Source organism: Pseudomonas migulae (assembly GCF_024169315.1).
In the GTDB taxonomy this organism is placed as follows: domain Bacteria; phylum Pseudomonadota; class Gammaproteobacteria; order Pseudomonadales; family Pseudomonadaceae; genus Aquipseudomonas; species Aquipseudomonas migulae_B.
Genome location: NZ_JALJWR010000001.1, coordinates 5,918,220 through 5,939,771, shown reverse-complemented (window position 1 = coordinate 5,939,771; position 21,552 = coordinate 5,918,220). Strand labels below are relative to the sequence as shown.

Annotated in this window: 15 protein-coding genes and 1 pseudogene; 5 read left to right on the top strand and 11 right to left on the bottom strand. The window is 60.0% G+C overall.

Annotation, left to right across the window (positions count from 1 at the left end):
- Window positions 1-6: 6 nt before the first annotated feature.
- The 4 genes and pseudogenes from J2Y86_RS27330 to cobA all read left to right on the top strand — a co-directional run bounded on the left by J2Y86_RS27330 (window position 7) and on the right by cobA (window position 6,748).
- Complete coding sequence (locus J2Y86_RS27330; protein WP_253438877.1) at window positions 7-1,677, top strand: bifunctional protein-serine/threonine kinase/phosphatase; 1,671 nt, start codon at window positions 7-9, stop codon at window positions 1,675-1,677.
- Window positions 1,678-2,050: 373 nt separating this feature from the next.
- Window positions 2,051-3,250 (top strand): annotated as a pseudogene (locus J2Y86_RS27325) (NAD(P)/FAD-dependent oxidoreductase); the annotation flags it as partial.
- A gap of 20 nt (window positions 3,251-3,270) precedes the next feature.
- A complete protein-coding gene (locus J2Y86_RS27320; protein ID WP_253438874.1) occupies window positions 3,271-5,988 on the top strand; it encodes a nitrate reductase in 2,718 nt (905 codons plus the stop codon).
- 10 nt (window positions 5,989-5,998) lie between these two features.
- On the top strand, window positions 5,999-6,748 hold the full coding sequence (gene cobA / locus J2Y86_RS27315; RefSeq protein ID WP_253438870.1) for a uroporphyrinogen-III C-methyltransferase: 750 nt from the start codon (window positions 5,999-6,001) through the stop codon (window positions 6,746-6,748).
- 68 nt (window positions 6,749-6,816) lie between these two features.
- On the opposite strand, the gene J2Y86_RS27310 is transcribed toward cobA, so the two are convergent.
- From J2Y86_RS27310 to ppsA, 8 genes are all read right to left on the bottom strand, one after another.
- Window positions 6,817-7,851: an OmpA family protein gene (locus J2Y86_RS27310; RefSeq protein WP_253438867.1), complete on the bottom strand. Its 1,035-nt coding sequence runs from the start codon at window positions 7,849-7,851 to the stop codon at window positions 6,817-6,819.
- A gap of 107 nt (window positions 7,852-7,958) precedes the next feature.
- A complete protein-coding gene (gene sigX / locus J2Y86_RS27305) occupies window positions 7,959-8,549 on the bottom strand; it encodes an RNA polymerase sigma factor SigX (protein ID WP_011333251.1) in 591 nt (196 codons plus the stop codon).
- Window positions 8,550-8,635: 86 nt separating this feature from the next.
- The gene (locus tag J2Y86_RS27300; protein ID WP_008027407.1) at window positions 8,636-9,460 is read right to left on the bottom strand and encodes a mechanosensitive ion channel family protein; all 825 of its coding nucleotides are present in this window, start codon (window positions 9,458-9,460) and stop codon (window positions 8,636-8,638) included.
- Window positions 9,461-9,462: 2 nt separating this feature from the next.
- A complete protein-coding gene (locus J2Y86_RS27295) occupies window positions 9,463-9,711 on the bottom strand; it encodes a hypothetical protein (RefSeq protein WP_007944521.1) in 249 nt (82 codons plus the stop codon).
- Window positions 9,712-9,774: 63 nt separating this feature from the next.
- Window positions 9,775-10,770, bottom strand: coding sequence for a zinc transporter ZntB (locus J2Y86_RS27290; RefSeq protein WP_253438864.1), 996 nt, complete (start codon window positions 10,768-10,770; stop codon window positions 9,775-9,777).
- Between the two features lie 26 nt (window positions 10,771-10,796).
- Window positions 10,797-11,288, bottom strand: coding sequence for a ribonuclease E activity regulator RraA (gene rraA, locus J2Y86_RS27285; protein ID WP_253438862.1), 492 nt, complete (start codon window positions 11,286-11,288; stop codon window positions 10,797-10,799).
- 121 nt (window positions 11,289-11,409) lie between these two features.
- Complete coding sequence (locus J2Y86_RS27280) at window positions 11,410-12,399, bottom strand: alpha/beta fold hydrolase (protein WP_253438860.1); 990 nt, start codon at window positions 12,397-12,399, stop codon at window positions 11,410-11,412.
- 96 nt (window positions 12,400-12,495) lie between these two features.
- Window positions 12,496-14,871, bottom strand: a complete 2,376-nt coding sequence (gene ppsA / locus J2Y86_RS27275; protein ID WP_253438858.1) for a phosphoenolpyruvate synthase — start codon at window positions 14,869-14,871, stop codon at window positions 12,496-12,498.
- 174 nt (window positions 14,872-15,045) lie between these two features.
- On the opposite strand from ppsA, the gene ppsR reads away from it, so the two are divergent.
- Entirely contained in the window at window positions 15,046-15,864 is an 819-nt protein-coding gene (gene ppsR, locus J2Y86_RS27270) for a posphoenolpyruvate synthetase regulatory kinase/phosphorylase PpsR (RefSeq protein WP_008027418.1), read from the top strand.
- 125 nt (window positions 15,865-15,989) lie between these two features.
- Here ppsR and prpD read toward each other — a convergent pair whose 3' ends face one another.
- The 3 genes from prpD to acnD form a co-directional block, all read right to left on the bottom strand.
- Window positions 15,990-17,474, bottom strand: a complete 1,485-nt coding sequence (gene prpD / locus J2Y86_RS27265; protein WP_253438856.1) for a 2-methylcitrate dehydratase — start codon at window positions 17,472-17,474, stop codon at window positions 15,990-15,992.
- Between the two features lie 213 nt (window positions 17,475-17,687).
- On the bottom strand, window positions 17,688-18,878 hold the full coding sequence (gene prpF, locus J2Y86_RS27260) for a 2-methylaconitate cis-trans isomerase PrpF (RefSeq protein WP_253438854.1): 1,191 nt from the start codon (window positions 18,876-18,878) through the stop codon (window positions 17,688-17,690).
- Window positions 18,879-18,924: 46 nt separating this feature from the next.
- A complete protein-coding gene (gene acnD, locus J2Y86_RS27255; protein ID WP_253438852.1) occupies window positions 18,925-21,522 on the bottom strand; it encodes a Fe/S-dependent 2-methylisocitrate dehydratase AcnD in 2,598 nt (865 codons plus the stop codon).
- Window positions 21,523-21,552 lie beyond the last annotated feature (30 nt).

The window sequence follows — 21,552 nt, the reverse complement described above, 5'->3', positions numbered from 1 at the left end:
GGCTGAATGAGCCTGCAACTGAGCTTCGCCGAAGCCAGCGCCATGGGACCGCGCGAGGAGAATCAGGACGCCCTGCGCCTGGTCACTCCCGCGCCGGCGCTGGCTGCGAGCAAGGGTTACCTGTTCGCCATCGCCGACGGCGTCAGCCAGTGCGCCGATGGTGGGCTCGCCGCCCGCTCGACCTTACAGGCGCTGGCGCTGGACTATTACGCAACGCCGGAAACCTGGGGCGTCGCCCAGGCACTGGATCGCCTGCTGCTGGCACAGAATCGCTGGTTGCAGGCCAATGGCGGTGGGCAACCGCTGCTCACCACCGTCAGTGCCCTGGTCATGCGCGGCAGGCGATTTACCCTGGCGCATGTCGGTGACTGCAGGGTTTATCGCTGGCACGCCGATCACTTGCAACGGATCAGCGAAGACCACGTCTGGGATCAACCGGGCATGCAGCATGTGCTCAAACGGGCGCTGGGCCTCGATCAGCATCTGGTGCTGGATTTTCTCGATGGCGAATTGCGCCTCGATGAGAGTTTCGTGCTGCTCAGCGATGGCATCTGGGCTGTGCTGGGCGATACCGCCATCGCGGCGATCCTGCGTGATCAACCGGATTTGCACAGTGCCGCGCGAACCCTCGTGAGTGCGGCGCATCTGGCGGGCAGCCAGGACAATGCCAGCGCGTTATTGGTGCGGGTCGACGCCCTCGGTGAAACGAGTATCGGCGACGCGCTGATTCATCTGCAGCAATGGCCACTGCCGCCAGCGCTGAAACCGGACCAGACCTTTGAGGGCTGGCAGGTAGAAGCGGTGCTCGGGCAGAGCCAGCAGTCCCTGCTTTATCGGGTGCGTGACGCTCAGCAACAACCCTGGCTGCTGAAAACCTTGCCCGTTGCACTGCGCGACGATCACCTGGCTGGGCAGGCATTGTTGTCGGAAGAATGGTTTCTCAAGCGTGTGGCCGGTCGGCATTTCCCTGAAGTCCATGCCGCCCAACAGCGTCAGCATTTGTACTACGTGATGCGTGAATATTCCGGTTCTACCCTGGAGCAACTGAGTTCGCGGAACGCCATGCTGCCGCTGGCTCAATGGCAGGATCTGGCAGAACGTTTGCTGCGGGCCGTCGGCATGCTGCATCGACGGCAGATTCTCCATCGCGACATCAAACCGGAAAACCTGCTGCTGGGGGATGACGGCGAGCTGCGCCTGCTGGACTTCGGTCTCGCCTACTGCCCTGGCCTGTCTGAAGACCAGGCCTCGACCTTGCCCGGAACACCCAGCTATATCGCGCCGGAAGCCTTTCGCGGCGACCCGCCGTCCGTGCAACAGGATTTGTATGCCGTGGGCGTGACCTTGTATGTCCTGCTCACCGGGCATTATCCCTACGGCGAGATCGAAGCGTTCCAGCGGCCGCGGTTTGGTGCACCGGTCAGCGCCAGTCGCTACCGGCCCGACCTGCCTGAATGGATCGCGCAAAGTCTGGAGCGCGCAGTGGCAGCGAATCCGGATGAGCGATATGAAACGGCGGAAGAATGGTTGCTGGTACTGGAACAGGGCGAGCGCCGCAGTTTGAGCGTGCGGCCCAGACCGTTGCTGGAGCGCGAGCCGGTGAAGGTCTGGCGGACGTTGGCGGTGGGGGCGATGCTGGTGAATCTGGTGCTGTTGGTTTTGGTATTTCATGGTTAGACGGCGTCGCGTCGTTCGCGAGCAAGCCCGCTCCCATTGGGGAACGCATTCCAAACGTGGGAGCGGGCTTGCTCGCGAAGGCGGACTGACAGCCACCACAAATCGATCGCCAGCCCGCTCCATTAGCGGGCAGCACGCTTCGATTCGGTGCAACCGCAACGGTTGATAAAGTGCCAAGCGTCCATATAACCGGGGCCCGGACAACTTGGCACAACCACTGCATTACCTCTCTCAACTTACATAAAGCCCAGCCTTCAACGACGAAGGATGGGCTTCCCGACATAACGGGACCAGGACAAAGGCGTCCTCGCTAGGCAACTAGCGGGACGCCTTTTTTTGTTTGCGCGAAATGTGTCGAGCCCCGGAGAACCTGATGAAAAAACTCAAACTGGTGATGATCGGCAATGGCATGGCCGGGGTTCGGACCCTGGAAGAGTTGCTCAAGCTGAGCAACGAGCTGTACGACATCACCGTCTTCGGTGCCGAACCGCATGCCAACTACAACCGCATTCTGCTGTCGCCCGTACTGGCCGGCGAGCAAACTTTCGAAGAGATCGTGCTCAACGACCTGGACTGGTACCTGGACAACAACATCAAGTTGCTGCTCAACCGCAAAGTGGTGGAGATCGATCGGGTCAAACGCCGGGTCATCGCCGAAGACGGCACCGAAGCCGAGTACGACCGCCTGCTGATCGCCACCGGTTCGACCCCGTTTATCCTGCCGATCCCCGGCAACACCCTGCACGGAGTGATCGGCTACCGCGACATCGCCGACACTCAGGTCATGATCAACACCGCCAAAACCCACCAGCACGCCGTGGTCATCGGCGGTGGCCTGCTGGGGCTGGAAGCGGCCAACGGCCTGATGCTGCGCGGCATGCACGTCACCGTGGTGCACAACGGTGAATGGTTGCTGGAGCGGCAGCTGGACAACGTCAGCGGCCAGATGCTGCAAACCGCGCTGGAGGCTCGTGGCCTGCACTTTCGCCTTCGCGAGCAAACCCGGGCCCTGCACGATGCCGGCAATGGCCGGGTCGGGTCGGTCGAGTTCAACAATGGCGACATCATTCCCGCCGACCTGGTGGTGATGGCCGCCGGCATTCGCCCCGCCACCGAACTCGCAGAAAAATCAGGCCTCCCCTGCAATCGCGGGATTCTGGTCAACGACACCCTGCAAACCTACGATCCAAGGGTCTACGCCATCGGCGAATGCGCCAGCCACCGTGGCATTGCCTATGGCCTGGTCGCGCCATTGTTCGAACAGGCCAGGGTCTGCGCCAACCATCTCGCCCGGCTGGGGTTCGCCAGCTACAAGGGGTCGGTGACCTCGACCAAACTGAAAGTTACCGGCATCGACCTGTTTTCCGCCGGCGACTTCATGGGCGGCGAAGGCACCGAAACCATCACCCTCTCCGATCCCGTCAGCGGGATCTACAAAAAACTGGTGATCAAGGGCGATGTGCTGGTAGGCGCCTGCCTGTATGGCGATACGGCCGATGGCGGTTGGTATTTCCGGCAGATTCGTGAGAACCAGGACATCGGCGAGATCCGTGATCACCTGATGTTCGGTGAAGCCTTGCGGGAAGCCAGCTGATGAACCGCCAGATCACCGCTTCCACCTGCTGCTACTGCGGCGTCGGCTGCGGCGTGCTGATCGAGCATGACGCCGAGCGCATCCTCGGCGTCAGTGGCGATCCGGCTCACCCGGCCAACTTCGGCAAACTGTGCAGCAAGGGTTCGACCCTGCACCTGACTGGCGACCTCGCGGCCCGAGCGTTGTATCCGGAATTGCGCCTGGGCAAGGGGCTGGCCCGCAGCCGCACCGATTGGGACACCGCCCTTGATCACGCCGCCAGTGTCTTCGCCGAAACCATCGCCGAGCACGGCCCGGACAGCGTGGCGTTTTATATCTCCGGGCAGTTGCTGACCGAGGATTACTACAGCTTCAACAAACTGGCGCGAGCGCTGGTCGGCACCAACAACATCGACAGCAATTCGCGGTTGTGCATGTCATCGGCGGTGGTTGGATACAAGCGCAGCCTGGGTGCTGACGCGCCGCCGTGCAGCTATGAAGACCTGGAGTCGAGCGACTGTGTGATGATCGTCGGCAGCAACATGGCCTACGCCCATCCGGTACTGTTTCGTCGCCTCGAAGAAGCCAAATCCCGCCGGCCACAGATGAAAGTCATCGTCATCGACCCGCGTCGCACTGACACCTGCGACCTGGCAGACCTGCATCTGGCGATTCTTCCGGGCACCGATGTCGCGTTGTTCCATGGGATCTTGTACCTGTTGCTGTGGGAAGGCTGGATCGACCGCGATTTCATCAAGGCCCACACCGAAGGGCTGGCCGAACTGAAAGACCTGGTTCGCGATTACACGCCACCGATGGTTTCGCAGCTGTGCGGGATCAGCGTTGAACAACTGCAGCAATGTGCCGAGTGGGTGGGCACCTCGCCGAGTTTCCTGTCGTTGTGGTGCATGGGCTTGAACCAGTCCACCGCGGGCAGTGCGAAAAACAGTGCGCTGATCAACCTTCACCTCGCCACCGGGCAGATTGGCCGTCCGGGTGCAGGACCTTTCTCCCTGACCGGTCAGCCGAATGCCATGGGCGGGCGCGAAACCGGCAGTCTGTCGAACCTGCTGCCGGGCCATCGCGAAGCGGCCAATGCCGAGCATCGTGCGGAAGTTGCGGCCTACTGGGGCGTTGACCGGTTGCCTGAAAGCACCGGGCTTACTGCCATCGAGCTGTTCGAGCAGGTTCGTAACGGAACCATCAAAGCCCTGTGGATTGCCTGCACCAACCCCGCGCAATCGATGCCGGACCAGACTGCCGTGCGCGCGGCGCTGGAAGCCTGCCCGTTCGTGGTGTTGCAGGAAGCCTTTCGCACCACCGAAACCGCCGCGTTCGCCGACCTGCTGTTACCTGCCGCCAGTTGGGGCGAAAAGGACGGCACGGTAACCAACTCCGAGCGGCGGATTTCCCACGTCCGCCGCGCAATTGTCGCCCCCGGAGAAGCACGTTCCGACTGGGCGATCACGGTGGATTTCGCACAGCGCCTGGAAAAATACCTGCGTCCCGAGCAAGCCAGTCTGTTTGCGTTCGAAACCCCGGCGCAGATCTTCGATGAGTACAAGCAATTGACCCACGGCCGTGATCTGGACCTGTCCGGCATCAGCCATGAATTGATCGATCGCCTCGGTCCGCAGCAATGGCCATTCCCTGCAAACGCCAGTGAAGGGACAGCGCGATTGTACGTGGACGGCATTTTCCCGACCGCCAGCGGACGCGCCCGGTTCATCGCCGAACCGTATCGCGCCGCCAGGGAACAACGCGATGGGCAATTCCCCCTGACCCTGATCACCGGCCGCCTGCGCGATCAATGGCACGGCATGAGCCGCACCGGCACTGCCGCGCAATTGTTCGGTCATGTCAGTGAAGCCGTGTTGAGCCTGCACCCGGATGAACTGCTCCGCCATGGCCTGCAACCCGGTGAGCTGGTCAGCCTGAAAAGCCATCGCGGCGCGGTCATTGTTGCCGTCGGCAGCGACGACAGTGTGCGTCCCGGCCAGGCCTTCCTGCCCATGCACTGGGGCGACCGCTTCCTGAAGGGCGGTGTCAACGCGATCACCCAACCGGCGTTTGACCCGTTGTCGAAACAGCCGGAACTCAAACACACCGGGGTCAGACTCGACCCGGTAAACCTGCCCTGGAACCTTTTCGCCTTGGTCGAGGGCGATATCCAACAGCATTTTGAGACGCTACGACCACTCTGTGAGGCGTTTTCCTACGTCAGCCTCAGCCTTGCAGGCCGTGAACGCCCTGCGCTGCTCATACGCGCTTCCAGCACCGCCGCGCCAGATCCGCAGTTACTGCGTGATATCGATCAATGCCTGAGGCTCAACGACGGTCCGGTACTGGCCTACGACGACCCTCAGCGTTCCATCGGCAAACGGGTGCGGATCGAGAACGGCCGAATTACCGCGATTCGTCTCGCCGGAGAAACCCTCGCCCAGCACTGGCTGCAGGACCTCTGGCTCGAAGGTCGCGTGGACCAACAACTGCGGCGCTGGCTGCTCGCGCCGCTGAGCGCGCCGCCAGGTAACGCCAGCGCGCCGGCCGCCGGCTCTAAAACCCTGTGCAACTGCAAAAACGTCAGCCAAAACGCAGTCTGTGCCGGCATCCGCCGAGGACTGGACTTGCAAGGTTTGAAACAAGAATTGGGTTGCGGCACGCAATGCGGCTCCTGCGTTCCGGAAATCAAGCGTTTGTTGGCCGCCACTGCGCAGCCGATCGCCGTCATCTCGTGAGGAAAACACTATGAACGCAAAAGTCTGGCTGGTGGGTGCAGGTCCTGGCGACCCGGAATTGCTGACCCTCAAGGCTGTTCGAGCGCTGAACGAAGCCGATGTGGTGTTGATCGACGACCTGGTGAACGAGGCGGTGCTTGAGCATTGCGCCCAGGCACGGATTATTCCCGTGGGCAAACGCGGTGGCTGTCGTTCCACGCCTCAGGCGTTCATTCATCGATTGATGCTGCGTTATGCCCGTCAGGGCAAATGCGTGGTGCGGCTCAAGGGCGGCGATCCATGCATTTTTGGTCGCGGCGGTGAAGAGGCACAGTGGCTGCGCGAGCGCGGGGTCGATGTCGAGCTGGTTAATGGCATTACCGCCGGGTTGGCCGGTGCGACGCAATGCGATATCCCGTTGACGCTCAGAGGCGTGGCGCGGGGCGTGACGCTGGTGACGGCCCATACGCAAGATGGCAGTAGCCTGAATTGGCAGGCTTTGGCCCAGGGCGGAACGACATTGGTGGTCTACATGGGCGTGGCGAAGCTGAGTGAAATTCGCGAACAGTTGCTGGCAGGAGGGATGGCGGCGGATACGCCGGTGGCGATGATTGAAAACGCGTCCCTGCCACATCAACGGGAATGTCGGAGCGATCTGATGGCGATGGAGGAAGATGCCTACGCTTTTGAGCTGAAAAGCCCTGCGATCCTGGTGATTGGCGCGGTAGCGGCCTGTTCCGCACAAAACCTGTCTGCGCCTGCAGTCACTCAGTCAGCCTGAATTCCCCTCAAATCGCAGACAAAGAAAAGCCCGGCCTAAGCCGGGCTTTTCTCAGAGCTGCGGGCTAATTACTTAGCTTGAGCTTCAACCTGCGCTTCTACGCGACGGTTAACAGCGCGACCAGCTTCAGTTTTGTTGTCAGCAACTGGGCGGGATTCGCCGTAGCCAACAGACTGAACGCGGGACGATTCAACACCGTACTGGTTGGTCAGAACTTGCTTAACGGCGTTTGCACGACGCTCGGACAGTTTCTGGTTGTAAGCGTCAGGACCGACGGAGTCAGTGTGACCTTCAACAGTAGTGGTGGTGGATGGGTACTGCTTCATGAAGTCAGCCAGGTTCTTGATGTCGCCGTAGCTGTTGGTTTTAACAACAGATTTGTCGAAATCGAACTTAACGTCCAGCTCTACACGAACAACTTCAGCAACTGCTGGGCAGCCATCAGCGTCAACAGTTACGTTAGCTGGGGTGTCCGGGCACTTGTCAACGTTGTCGCAAACGCCGTCGTTGTCGCTGTCGGAGCAGACTTCAGCCGGTGCTGGAACTGGAGCAGCAGCAGGCTTGGAGCCGCCACCGAAGTTCACACCGATACCGACGCTAGGAGCCCACTCGGTGTCGCCCTGGTCGATGTTGTACTGAGCTTCAACGCCAGCACGGGCGTAGAAGTTGTCTGTGAAGTACAGCTTGGCACCAGCGCCCAGGTTGGCGAAGGTGGAACCGTCACGACCACCACGACCGGTCTGGCCGATGCTCTGGTCGGAGAAACCAGCGGATACGTACGGACGTACCATGTCGCCTGGGTTGTTGAAGTGGTACAGAGCGTCCAGGGCAGTGTCGGAGCCCTTGATGTTCTTGCCATCTTCGCCACGAACGTTGTGAACTTCGTCGTAGGCCAGACGCAGTTCAACGTCGTCGGTCAGGAAGTAACCAACCGAACCACCGAACAGGTTGCCGTCGTTTTTGAAATCGCGCTGGCTGTCGTAGTACTCTTTCTTCATGAAGCCTTCGATTTCAACTGCGCCTTGGCCTTGTGCCAGTGCGCCGAACGAAGTGGCTGCAATAAGAGAACCAATGGCCAAGCCCAAGGTGTTTTTCAGTTTCATCCGTTAAATCCCCATCTGGTGATTGTGAAGCAGTCCCGCAAACCGGGGGACAACTCGGCGGCAAGTCTATCAGAACTTGCCTACACGTAAGAGATATTTGCGCCGAACTAAGTTTCAGCAATGCCTGCAAATTTCTCACGCAATTTGTCTAGAGCGCGTTTGTAACGCATTTTTGTTGCACTCAAACCCATGTGCATGATGTCTGCGATCTCCTGAAACTCCAGCTCTGCGACAAATCGTAGCACCAGAATTTCACGGTCAATCGGATTCACATACACCAGCCAGCGATCAAGTCCGCCCTTCTCCTCGGGTTTTGGCGCCTTTTCTTCAGACGCTTCCTCGAGGGGGTCAAGACTCAAAGCATCCATCAAGCGACGCTTTCGCCGTTCTTTCCGATACTGCGTGATGCATTCGTTGTACGTGATGCTATATAGCCATGTCTTGAACTTCGATTTCCCCTCGAAGTTCTTCAAGCCATACAACACCTTCAACATCACTTCCTGACAGACATCGTCTGCATCGCGATCGTTCCCAAGATATCGTGCACAGACGTTAAATAATGTTCGTTGGTAACGCCGCATCAATTCTTCATAGGCGCGCGTTACGTGAAACAGCTCGGTATGCGAGCGCGCGACCAACTCCTCATCAGAGAGCTCGCGGGGGTCGTAGCGCGTGGAGAGCGTTTGAGCTTTATTCAAAACAAGTCGGGCCGACAGTCAGGTCAATGTCCGCCGCAGCCCCTCAGGGCATTTTGCGGCGGCATACATTAGCAGGGTTTGCCGGGTTAGCGGCTACTCACATGCTGCTCCAGGAGAATCCGATTGGAGAGAGAGACTAGCTCACCCTCATCGGTCAGCAATGTGGTTTTAACCGTGCCGATCTCTTCGATCTGACCTTCGACCTCGCCAACACGCACTTGTTGCCCAACCTGATACAACTCACGCACATAGATTCCCGCAAGAATCTGACCGGCAATTTCCCGGCTTCCCAAACCCATGGCCAGCGCAACCGCCAGACCAACGGTAATCAATACGATCACGATCACATGGTTGAGCAGGTCAGTCTTGACCTCCAACTGGCTGATCGCCACCGAAATACTGATGATAATCACCAGGCCCTGGGCGATTCGCCCCAGCCCGGCGGCGTAATCCAGCCCGACGCCCTCCGCTGCACCACGCACCAGCCCATTGGCCAGTTGCGCCAGTAATACACCCACCAGCAGCACCAGCGCGGCACCGAAAACTTTCGGTAAATACAGCGCAAGCATGTCCAGCGTAGCTGAAACTCGCTCAAGTCCAAGGGATTCTGCGGCCGAAACCAGAAAAATCAGCAGGACGAACCAATACACAATCTTGCCGATCAGCGTCGAAATCGGCACTTGCAGGCCGGCCCGGGACAGCAATTTTGTCAGACCGGTGCCACCCATCAGGCGATCGAGGCCAAGCTTGGCGAGCAACTTGGACAGCAAAGTATCCAAAAGTTTCGCAACGACAAAACCCAACAGCAGCACGACCAGTGCGCCGAACAGGTTCGGAATGAAATTCGCAACCTTGGTCCATAACGCAGTCATTGCAGTGACGAGGCTCTGAGTCCAGAGATCAAGTTCCATATTCAATCAGCCTTATCAGCAGTGCGAACGGTAGGTTTACGGTGACGGGAAACCGGCGAAACATGCGCCGATCCGTTATTCAGGGCGATCATCAGCGCGGGCAACCAGCGGCCCAGCAGGCTGAACAGATCACCGGCGCCGACCTGGCGATTGGCGGTTTTCAGGACACGGCCGAGGCATGCATCGTCGTCACGGGTGGACGGCGAGGCGTTCAGCATGTCGCGCAAAGACTGTTCAAACGGATCGTGCATACGCACCTCTCGTGATGTCTGTGAAAGACGCGGTCAGATTTGCACGGGTCACATGGCTCACCGTCAGACCCAGCGCAAACGTCGGAATAACCACCACTGCCCCAGTGCCACCGAAACCATCATCAGGCAGGCAATCAGGAAGCCATAAGGGCTGGCAGAGAACGGAATGCCGCCCACGTTGATACCCAAAAGACCGGCCAGAAAACTCATCGGCAAAAAGATCCCGGTGATGATTCCGAAGCGGTACATCGTGCGGTTCATGCGCACGCTCAAACGCCGGTCTTCAGCCTCCAGGACCAGCCCCACACGCTCCCGGGTCAATTCCAGCTCCTCGAGATAGCGGGTCAGGCTGTTGTTCAATTCGTTCCAGTAATCACCATCATCTTCGACAAACCAGGGCAATTTTATCCGCGTCAGCTGACCGAAAATATCCCGCTGCGGTGCCAGGAAACGTTTCAGCGCCGCCGCCCTTCGACGGATCTGCAAAATGGAGTCATGTTCGGGTGTATACCGTTCGTCGGTATCCAGTTTCTCTTCTTCCTCATCGACCACTTCCGAGAGGCAACTGACCAGATCCTGCACCTTGTTGGTGAGGTACTGAGCCATATAAAGGATGAGTTCGGAGGCGGTTTTCGGTCCTTTGCCTTCGGCGAGCTGCACCAGCAACTCATCAGTGGCGCGCAACGGGCGCAGACGCAGGGAAATCACCCGCTGTGCCGAAGCGAAGATCCGCACCGAGACCATGTCTTCCGGTTCGGCACCCGGATTCAGATTGACCCCGCGTAAAAATAGCAGCAGTCCGCTGTCGGAAAGCTGTAAGAGACGCGGACGGGTGTTTTCTTCCAGCAACAGATCGCAGCTGAATTCATTCAAGCCGCTGGATTTACGCAGCCAGGTCTGGGTTTGCGGGTGACTGCGATCCCAGTGCAGCCACAGGCTTTCATGGGCCTGCAGCTGCAAGTCATCAAGTTCTGTCCGGGCTATCGAACGCGCACCGCCTTTACCATCCAGCACCAGGGCATGCACCAGCCCCCACTGCGCGTTTTCTTCCTCGAACATCCTCACCCCTTTGCTTGGCTCAACACTTATTCAGGCATTTTCAGCGGGCTTGGCGAGATGATCACGCCGTTGTTGTCCGCATAGATGTATTCGCCTGGACGGAACGTCACGCCAGCAAAAGTTACCGGAACGTTGAGGTCGCCAAGCCCGCGCCGGTCGGATTTCCTCGGGTGGCTGGCCAAAGCCTGAACACCCAGGTCGGTCTGCGCGATGATATCCACGTCGCGGATGCAACCGTAGATCACCAGCCCTTCCCAACCGTTGTTCGCGGCTTTCTCGGCCAGCATGTCACCCAGCAACGCATGACGCAGGGAACCGCCACCGTCGACCACCAGCACCTTGCCATTCCCCTTGAGCTCGACCTGCTCCTTGACCCGCGAGTTGTCTTCGAAGCACTTGATGGTCACGATTTCGCCACCGAAGGAATCACGGCCGCCGAAATTGCTGAACATCGGTTCCAGCACCTGCACCAGCTCTGGATAGGCGTCGCACAGGTCAGGCGTGATGTAATGGTTCATCGAGAAACTCCTGTAAAGAGGAAGACAATCGAGGATGTCGCAAAGTGACCGGAAAAGCGTGATGCGTCATATCTTAGCCGCAAGCCGATCAGAGCGAAATGCCCTTGATAGAGCATCAGGCTCAGACTGCCGCGGCTAAATCCGGCTTGTCTCCCGACAACGGCGTGTGCTGGTCGGCCAACCAGCGCGCCACCAACGGCCAGACTTCAGTCTGCGCCGCCTTGCTGACGAGCATTTCCACGTGACCGAAGTTGTCGGCAAAGCCCTGCTCGCGACCGAGGTTGATGAATTGCTTGTGCTCGGAGCCAACCTGGTCAAACAACTTGCGACAGGCCCACGCGGGATCCTGATGGTCGCCCGCCGCACTCACCGCCAGTACCGGCAACCGGACTTCGGCCAATCCGCCCCACCAGTCCTTGTCGGCATCGCCAAAGCGCCCGAACAACCCGTACCAGCGCATGCTTTCCAGGGCCAGGCCAATCGGCTCGTCCTCCGGGCCGCGCTTGAGGCGTGAACCGGAGAGTTGGGCGAAACGCTTGAGAATGAAGCGCCCGCTCCACTCGACCGGCGGAATCTTCAACGGCCAGTAGGTACGGCTGACTTGCGTGCCGAAGAACGCGGCAGAGGCCACCACCGGTTCGCCGATGTACTCGCCTCCCAGCGCCGCCGCCAGGGTAATCCCGCCCAGCGAGTGGCCGATCCAGTGCGGGACCTGGCCGCTCTGCTCCCGCACGAACGCGCCGATGGCCGGCAGATCGTAACGAGCGTAGTCGGCGACGCGGTTCTTGCGGTAGTTCTGGTTGCGCTGGGAGAGGCCGTGACCGCGCATTTCCGGAATCCACACATCGAATCCCAGGCGTGTCAGGTAAGCCCCGAGCCCCAGGCCCTTTGGAGAAAACCAGAAGCGCCGGTTGGAAAAACTGCCGTGCAACAGAATCACCGGCACGCCGCCGTGTGCGGGTTTATCCGCCATGCCCAAACGGGTCACGGCCAACTCCACAGTGCCATCAGGACTGTTGCCGGGTTTCAAACGATAAACGTCTTCGCTCAGATCGCCGCGCCGCTCGGCGCTGATCAGGGCGACAGGAAATAGGTTGCTGCTGCTTTGCATAATGCTCTTGCACAAAAAAGGGCGGCATCCGGAGGCGCTCGCCCTACTTGAATCTCTAAAAGGGCCGATCAGTGATCGGCCCTTTCTCTCACACCATCAAACTGCCGCTTGACCTTCCGCCAGGAAGAACCAGGTTTCCAGTACGGAATCGGGGTTCAACGAAACGCTTTCGATGCCCTGCTCCATCAGCCATTTGGCTAGGTCTGGGTGGTCCGAAGGGCCCTGACCGCAAATGCCGATGTACTTGCCGGCCTTGTTGCACGCGGCAATGGCGTTCGCCAGCAGCTTCTTGACCGCCGGATTACGCTCGTCGAACAGGTGGGCGATGATCCCGGAGTCACGGTCCAGGCCCAGCGTCAGCTGAGTCAGGTCGTTGGAGCCGATGGAGAAGCCGTCGAAGAACTCGAGGAATTCTTCCGCCAGAATCGCGTTGGACGGCAGTTCGCACATCATGATGATGCGCAGACCGTTCTCGCCGCGGGCCAGGCCGTTTTCGGCCAGCAGATCGATCACCTGGCTCGCTTCGCCCAGGGTACGGACGAACGGCACCATGATTTCAACGTTGGTCAGGCCCATCTCGTTGCGCACGCGTTTCAGCGCGCGGCATTCGAGCTCGAAGCAGTCACGGAACGATTCACTGATGTAACGCGAAGCGCCACGGAAGCCCAGCATCGGGTTTTCTTCTTCCGGCTCGTAGAGCTTGCCGCCGATCAGGTTCGCGTATTCGTTGGACTTGAAGTCCGACAGACGCACGATGACCTTTTTCGGAGTGAACGCAGCGGCCAGGGTGCTGATGCCTTCAACCAGTTTGTCGACGTAGAAGCCAACCGGATCGTCGTAACCGGCGATGCGCTTGTCGACGCTGTCCTTGATGTCCTGCGGCAGGCCGTCGTAGTTCAACAGCGCTTTCGGGTGCACACCGATCATACGGTTGATGATGAACTCCAGGCGGGCCAGGCCAACACCGGCGTTCGGCAGCTGCGCGAAGTCGAACGCGCGGTCCGGGTTGCCGACGTTCATCATGATCTTGAACGGCAGGTCGGGCATGGCATCGACGGAGTTTTTCTTGATGTCGAAGCCCAGTTCGCCTTCGAAGATGTAACCGGTGTCGCCTTCAGCGCAGGAAACGGTGACGCCCTGGCCGTCTTTCAACAGCTGGGTGGCGTTGCCGCAACCGACCACGGCCGGGATGCCCAGTTCGCGAGCGATGATCGCTGCGTGGCAGGTACGGCCGCCACGGTTGGTGACGATGGCGCTGGCGCGCTTCATGACCGGTTCCCAGTCCGGGTCGGTCATGTCGGAGACCAGCACGTCGCCTGGCTGGACTTTGTCCATCTCGGACACGTCCTTGATGATGCGCACCTTGCCGGCGCCGATGCGCTGGCCGATGGCGCGACCTTCAACCAGCACGGTGCCGGTTTCTTTCAACAGGTAACGCTCCATGACGTTGGCCTGGGTGCGGCTCTTCACGGTTTCAGGACGGGCCTGAACAATGTAGAGCTTGCCGTCGTCACCGTCTTTGGCCCATTCGATGTCCATCGGGCACTTGTAGTGCTTCTCGATGATCATCGCTTGTTTGGCCAGCTCGCTGACTTCGGCGTCGCTGAGGCAGAAACGTGCGCGATCAGCCTTGTCGACGTCGATGGTCTTGACCGACTTGCCGGCCGTGGCGACTTCGCCGTAGATCATCTTGATGGCTTTGCTGCCCAGGTTACGGCGCAGGATCGCCGGACGGCCGGCTTCGAGGGTTTGTTTGTGGACGTAGAATTCGTCCGGGTTCACCGCGCCTTGTACGACGGTTTCACCCAGGCCGTAGGCGCCGGTGATGAACACCACGTCACGGAAGCCCGATTCGGTATCGAGGGTGAACATCACGCCGGCGGTGCCGGTTTCGGAGCGGACCATGCGCTGCACGCCAGCCGACAGGGCTACCAGCTTGTGATCGAAGCCCTGGTGCACGCGGTAGGAAATGGCGCGGTCGTTGAACAGCGAAGCGAACACCTCTTTGGCGGCGCGAATGACGTTTTCGACACCACGGATGTTCAGGAAAGTTTCCTGCTGACCGGCGAAGGAAGCGTCCGGCAGGTCTTCGGCGGTAGCGGAAGAGCGCACGGCCACGGCCATGTCAGGGTTGCCGGCCGACAGCGTGGCGAACGCGGTGCGGATCTCGGCGTTGAGCTTCTCGGGGAATTCGGCTTCCATGATCCATTGACGGATCTGGGCGCCGGTCTTGGCCAGGGCGTTGACATCATCGACGTCCAGGGCGTCGAGGGCGGCGTGGATCTGATCGTTCAGGCCGCTCAGTTCCAGAAAATCACGATAAGCCTGAGCTGTCGTGGCGAAGCCACCGGGCACCGATACACCGGCACCTGCAAGGTTACTGATCATCTCGCCCAGGGATGCGTTCTTGCCCCCTACGTGCTCTACATCATGGACGCCGAGCTTATCGAGGGAAACTACGTACTCTACCAAGGTGATCTCTCCACTAACTGTGTTGGAAAAGCTCAGAAGCCGGCGCTCCGAGGGAGCATTTGCCAGCTGTATGGCCTGGACCTGGAAAATAAGTGAGAATGCGGGCCAAGGGCGGCCGGCAAATCGCGCCTATCATATCCAAGATTCGTTACTAGCTTAAGGCCCAAGGTGCAAATGAAACGATCTGCTTTCTTTATCTCCGATGGCACCGGCATCACAGCCGAAACCCTGGGTCAAAGCCTCCTGGCGCAGTTCGAAAACATTACCTTCAGCAAATTCACGCGGCCGTACATCGACAACGTGGATAAAGCGCGGGCCATGGTACAACAAATCAACAAAGCCGCCGAAACCGACGGCTTCCGGCCGATTATCTTCGACACCATCGTCAATCAGGACATTCGTGAGATCCTCGCAACGTCCAATGGTTTCATGATCGACATTTTCTCGACCTTCCTGGCACCGCTTGAACAGGAACTGACCGAGCATTCTTCCTACACCGTCGGCAAGTCTCACTCGATCGGCGGCAACTCCAATTACATGGAGCGCATCGAGGCGGTGAACTTCGCCCTCGACAACGACGATGGTGCGCGTACGCATTATTACGACAAGGCCGATCTCATCCTAGTGGGCGTGTCGCGTTGTGGTAAGACACCGACGTGCCTGTACATGGCGATGCAATTCGGTATCCGCGCGGCCAACTACCCGCTGACCGAAGACGACATGGAACGCCTGACCCTGCCGAACGCCCTGCGCGCCCACCAGCACAAGCTGTTCGGCCTGACCATCGACCCGGACCGCCTCACCGCGATCCGCAACGAGCGCAAACCCAACAGCCGCTATTCGAGCTACGCACAGTGCGAGTTTGAAGTGCGTGAGGTGGAGAATCTGTTTCGCCGCGAGAACATTGCGCACATCAATTCCACGCATTTTTCGGTGGAAGAAATCTCGGCGAAAATCCTTGTGGAAAAAGGTGTCGAGCGGCGGTTCAAGTAGTTCTGTAGCGCCTGTTCGGACGCCTTCGCGAGCAAGCCCGCTCCCACATTTGACCGTGTGCTGCCTGAAGAAACAGGGTCGAGTGTGAGAGCGGGCTTGCTCGCGAAGAACGATAACGCGGTCTCCTAGATCACAAACAAATCCACAAACCGATTAACAGGCGTCGCTTCAAGCGCTGCCTGATCCTTGCACAACGCAAAAATCTCCTCGCTACGCTGACCAGTGAATCGTGTCAGCAGGTTCGCCCTGAATTTGTCCTCCAGCAGCGGAATCCCGTCCGCACGGCGCCGACGATGGCCGATCGGGTACTCGACCACCACCTTCCCGGTGCTTGAACCGTCCTTGAAAAACACCTGTATCGCATTGGCAATGGAGCGTTTGTCGGCCTCCAGGTATTCGCGGGTGTATTGCGGGTCTTCGACGATGACCATTTTCTCGCGCAGCACATCGATGATCGGATGCGCCGCATGGAAGTCGTCTTCGTACTGTTCGGCCACCAGATTGCCGAAGGCCAGCGGTACGGCGGTCATGTACTGGATGCAGTGGTCGCGGTCCGCCGCATTGGCCAGCGGGCCGACCTTGGAAATGATACGGATCGCCGATTCGTGGGTGGTGATGACGATTCTGTCGATCTCGTGCAGGCGATTCCTGACTTGCGGATGCAACGTCACCGCCGCTTCGCAGGCCGTTTGCGCGTGGAATTCGGCCGGGAAGCTGATCTTGAACAGCACGTTTTCCATCACGTAGCTGCCATAGGAGCGGGTAAAACTGAAGGCTCGCTTGTCTTCGGGCTTGAGCGCCAGGTCGTTGTTGGTGTGGCTGAACAACACGTCGTAGAACCCCCATTGCCGGGCGGTCAGCACGCCGGGAATGCCCATCTCGCCACGCATCGCGATATCCGCCAGACGCACGCCTCGACTGGTCGCATCACCCGCCGCCCAGGATTTGCGTGAGCCGGCATTCGGCGCATGCCGATAGGTGCGCAACGCTTGCCCGTCAGCAAAGGCATGGGATAACGCCGACAGCAACTGCTCGCGATTGGCGCCCATCAGTTTGGCGGTCACGGCAGTCGAGGCGACTTTCACCAGGATGACGTGATCGAGGCCTACGCGGTTGAAGGAGTTTTCCAGCGCGATGACGCCCTGAATCTCGTGGGCCATGATCATCGCTTCAAGGACGGCGCGAACGGTCAGCGGTGCATCGCCATTGGCCAGGCGCTTTTGCGACAAGTGGTCGGCCACCGCGAGAATGCCGCCGAGGTTATCGGACGGATGGCCCCATTCGGCGGCGAGCCAGGTGTCGTTGTAGTCGAGCCAGCGCACGATGCAGCCGATGTCCCACGCGGCTTTGACCGGGTCGAGCCGGAAACTGGTGCCAGGCACGCGGGCGCCGAACGGGACGACGGTGCCTTCGACGATCGGGCCCAGGTGTTTGGTGCATTCGGGAAAGCGCAGGGCCAGGAGGCCGCAGCCGAGGGTGTCGATCAGGCAGTTGCGGGCGGTGTCCAGGGCTTCCCTGGACTCGATCTTGAAGTTGAGGACGTAATCGGCAATGTCCTGCAGGACCGTGTCGTAGTCGGGCCGGTTATTCTGGTCGACGTTGGTGCTCATGTTCGATTCACTCTTGAAGTGGTTCGTTGATGGGACCTCGGTTCAGGGCTCAATCTCAGTGGGTGACGCCGTTCTTGTTATTGAAATGCAATCAACTGTGGGAGCGGGCTTGCCCGCGATGGCGGTGTATCAGCAACAAAGATCTTGAATGTTATGGCCTCATCGCGGGCAAGCCCGCTCCCACAGGGTTTTGTGTTTATCTCTGGATCGGGTTTAGAAAGAATCCCCCGGCACGCGAACAAACCCTTCCATCAACACCCGCGCACTGCGGCTCATGACGGCTTTGTTGACGGTCCACTCGCCGTTCACCTGGCTCGCTTCGGCGCCGACGCGCAAGGTGCCCGACGGATGGCCGAAACGCACCGCATTACGCTCGATGCCGCCCGCCGCGAGGTTGACCAGCGTGCCGGAAATGGCGGCAGCAGTGCCGATAGCGACCGCCGCGGTGCCCATCATCGCGTGGTGCAACTTACCCATGGACAACGCCCGCACCAACAGATCGACATCACCCGCCGCAATCGCTTTACCGCTCGACGCGACGTAATCCGCAGGCTTGGCCACAAAGGCAACCTTGGGCGTGTGCTGACGCTTCGCGGCTTCATCCAGACTGGAAATCAGCCCCATGCGCAGCGCGCCGTAAGCCCGAATGGTTTCGAACATCAGCAACGCTTTCGGATCGCCATTGATCGCGCCCTGCAACTCGGTGCCGGTGTAGCCGATGTCTTCGGCGTTGACGAAAATCGTCGGAATACCGGCATTGATCATGGTCGCCTTGAACGTCCCGACGCCAGGCACTTCGAGGTCGTCCACCAGATTCCCGGTAGGAAACATCGAACCGCCACCGCCCTCCTCTTCCGCCGCCGGGTCCATGAATTCAAGCTGCACTTCGGCCGCTGGAAAGGTCACGCCGTCGAGTTCGAAATCACCGGTTTCCTGCACTTCACCGTTGGTGATCGGTACGTGGGCGATGATGGTCTTGCCGATGTTGGCCTGCCACACGCGCACCACCGCCACACCGTTGTGCGGAAGACGGCTGGCGTCGACCAGGCCGTTGCTGATGGCGAACGAACCGACCGCCGCCGACAGGTTGCCGCAGTTGCCGCTCCAGTCCACGAATGGCTTGTCGATGGAGACCTGACCGAACAGGTAATCGACGTCGTGATCGGCCTTGAGGCTTTTCGACAGGATCACGGTTTTGCTCGTGCTGGAAGTCGCGCCGCCCATGCCGTCGATCTGCTTGTCGTACGGGTCGGGGCTGCCGATCACCCGCAACAACAAGGCGTCGCGCGCCGGGCCGGGAATCTGTGCCGCTTCGGGCAGGTCTTTCAGGCTGAAGAACACGCCTTTGCTGGTGCCGCCACGCATGTAGGTGGCGGGGATTTTGATCTGAGGTGCGTGAGCCATGGGTGCTCCTTCAAAGCGGGCAGATTCCCTGCCCGCTACTCGTGTGTTAAACGGCAACCGCCGATTCTTCGAGGAAATCCTGCGCGAAGCGTTGCAGCACGCCGCCCGCTTCGTAGATCGACACTTCTTCAGCGGTGTCGAGGCGGCAGGTCACCGGCACTTCGACGCGCTCGCCGTTCTTGCGGTTGATCACCAGCGTCAGCTCGGCGCGCGGTGTGCGCTCACCGATCACGTCATAGGTTTCACTGCCGTCGATGGCCAGGGTGTGACGGTCGGTGCCCGGTTTGAACTCCAGCGGCAATACGCCCATGCCCACGAGATTGGTACGGTGGATGCGCTCGAAACCTTCAGCGGCAATCGCTTCCACACCCGCCAGACGCACGCCCTTCGCTGCCCAGTCGCGGGACGAACCCTGACCGTAATCGGCGCCGGCAATGATGATCAGCGGCTGCTTGCGTTCCATGTAGGTTTCGATGGCTTCCCACATGCGCATGACCTTGCCTTCCGGTTCCACGCGAGCCAGCGAACCCTGCTTGACCTTGCCGTTTTCCTGAACCATTTCGTTGAACAGTTTCGGGTTGGCAAAGGTGGCGCGTTGCGCGGTCAAGTGGTCACCGCGGTGCGTGGCGTAGGAGTTGAAGTCCTCTTCCGGCAGGCCCATTTTCGCCAGGTATTCGCCGGCGGCGCTGTCGAGCATGATCGCGTTCGACGGCGACAGGTGATCGGTGGTGATGTTGTCCGGGAGCACCGCCAGCGGGCGCATGCCCTTGAGCGGACGCGCACCGGCCAGCGCACCTTCCCAGTACGGCGGACGGCGGATGTAGGTGCTCATCTCGCGCCAGTCGTACAGCGGCGTCACTTTCGGACCGGTGTCTTCGTGGATGGCGAACATCGGGATGTAGACCTGACGGAACTGCTCCGGTTTGACCGAGGCCTTGACCACCGCGTCGATTTCTTCGTCGCTCGGCCAGATGTCTTTCAGACGGATTTCCTTGCCGTTCGCATCCAGGCCCAGCACATCTTTTTCGATGTCGAAACGGATGGTGCCGGCGATGGCGTAAGCGACCACCAACGGTGGCGAAGCGAGGAACGCGTTCTTGGCGTACGGGTGGATCCGGCCATCGAAGTTGCGGTTGCCCGAGAGCACGGCGGTGGCGTACAGGTCGCGGTCGATGATCTCTTGCTGGATCACCGGATCCAGCGCACCGGACATGCCGTTGCAGGTGGTGCAAGCGAAGGCTACGACGCCGAAACCGAGTTGTTCCAGCTCGTCAGTCAGGCCCGCTTCATCGAGGTACAACGCCACGGTTTTCGAACCCGGCGCCAGGGACGATTTGACCCACGGCTTGCGCGTCAAACCGAGCTTGTTGGCGTTGCGCGCCAGCAGGCCGGCGGCGATCACGTTGCGCGGGTTGCTGGTGTTGGTGCAACTGGTGATGGCGGCGATGATCACCGCGCCGTCCGGCATCTGGCCGGGTACGTCATCCCATTTTCCGGAGATGCCTTGCGCGGCCAGATCGGACGTGGCGACGCGGGCGTGCGGGTTGCTCGGACCGGCCATATTGCGCACCACCGAGGACAGGTTGAAGGTCAAGCCGCGCTCGTATTGCGCGCCCTTCAGGCTGTCAGCCCACAGGCCTGTGGTCTTGGCATAGTGCTCGACCAGTTGCACCTGCTCGTCTTCACGTCCGGTGAGTTTGAGGTAGTCGATGGTTTGCTGGTCGATGTAAAACATCGCCGCGGTGGCGCCGTATTCCGGGGCCATGTTGGAAATGGTTGCGCGGTCGCCGAGGGTCAGCGCGGAGGCGCCTTCGCCGAAGAACTCCAGCCATGCGCCGACGACTTTTTGCTGGCGCAGGAACTCGGTCAGCGCCAGCACCATATCGGTGGCGGTGATGCCCGGTTGCAGCTTGCCGGTCAGTTCGACGCCGACGCTTTCCGGCAGACGCATCCACGAGGCGCGGCCGAGCATCACGCTTTCGGCTTCCAGGCCACCGACGCCGATGGCGATCACGCCCAGCGCATCGACGTGCGGGGTGTGACTGTCGGTGCCGACGCAGGTATCAGGGAACGCCACGCCATCGCGCACCTGGATCACCGGAGACATTTTCTCCAGGTTGATCTGGTGCATGATCCCGTTGCCGGGCGGAATCACATCAACGTTCTTGAACGCTTTTTTGGTCCAGTTGATGAAGTGGAAACGGTCTTCGTTGCGACGGTCTTCGATGGCGCGGTTCTTCTCGAATGCGTCCGGATCGAAACCACCACGTTCGACGGCCAACGAGTGGTCGACGATCAATTGCGTCGGCACCACCGGGTTCACTTGCGCCGGATCGCCACCTTGCAGGGCGATGGCGTCACGCAGGCCGGCGAGGTCGACCAGCGCGGTCTGGCCAAGAATGTCGTGGCACACCACGCGGGCCGGGAACCACGGGAAGTCGAGGTCGCGTTTGCGCTCGATGAATTGCTTCAGGGAATCGGTGAGCGTGGCCGGATCGCAGCGACGCACCAGGTTTTCCGCCAGCACGCGGGAGGTGTACGGCAGGGTGTCGTAGGCGCCGGGCTGAATGGCTTCGACAGCCGCACGGACGTCGAAGTAGTCCAGATGGCTGCCGGGCAGCGGTTTACGGAATTCAGTGTTCATCGTCAGGACTCGGTCACGGTAGTTTCAAAG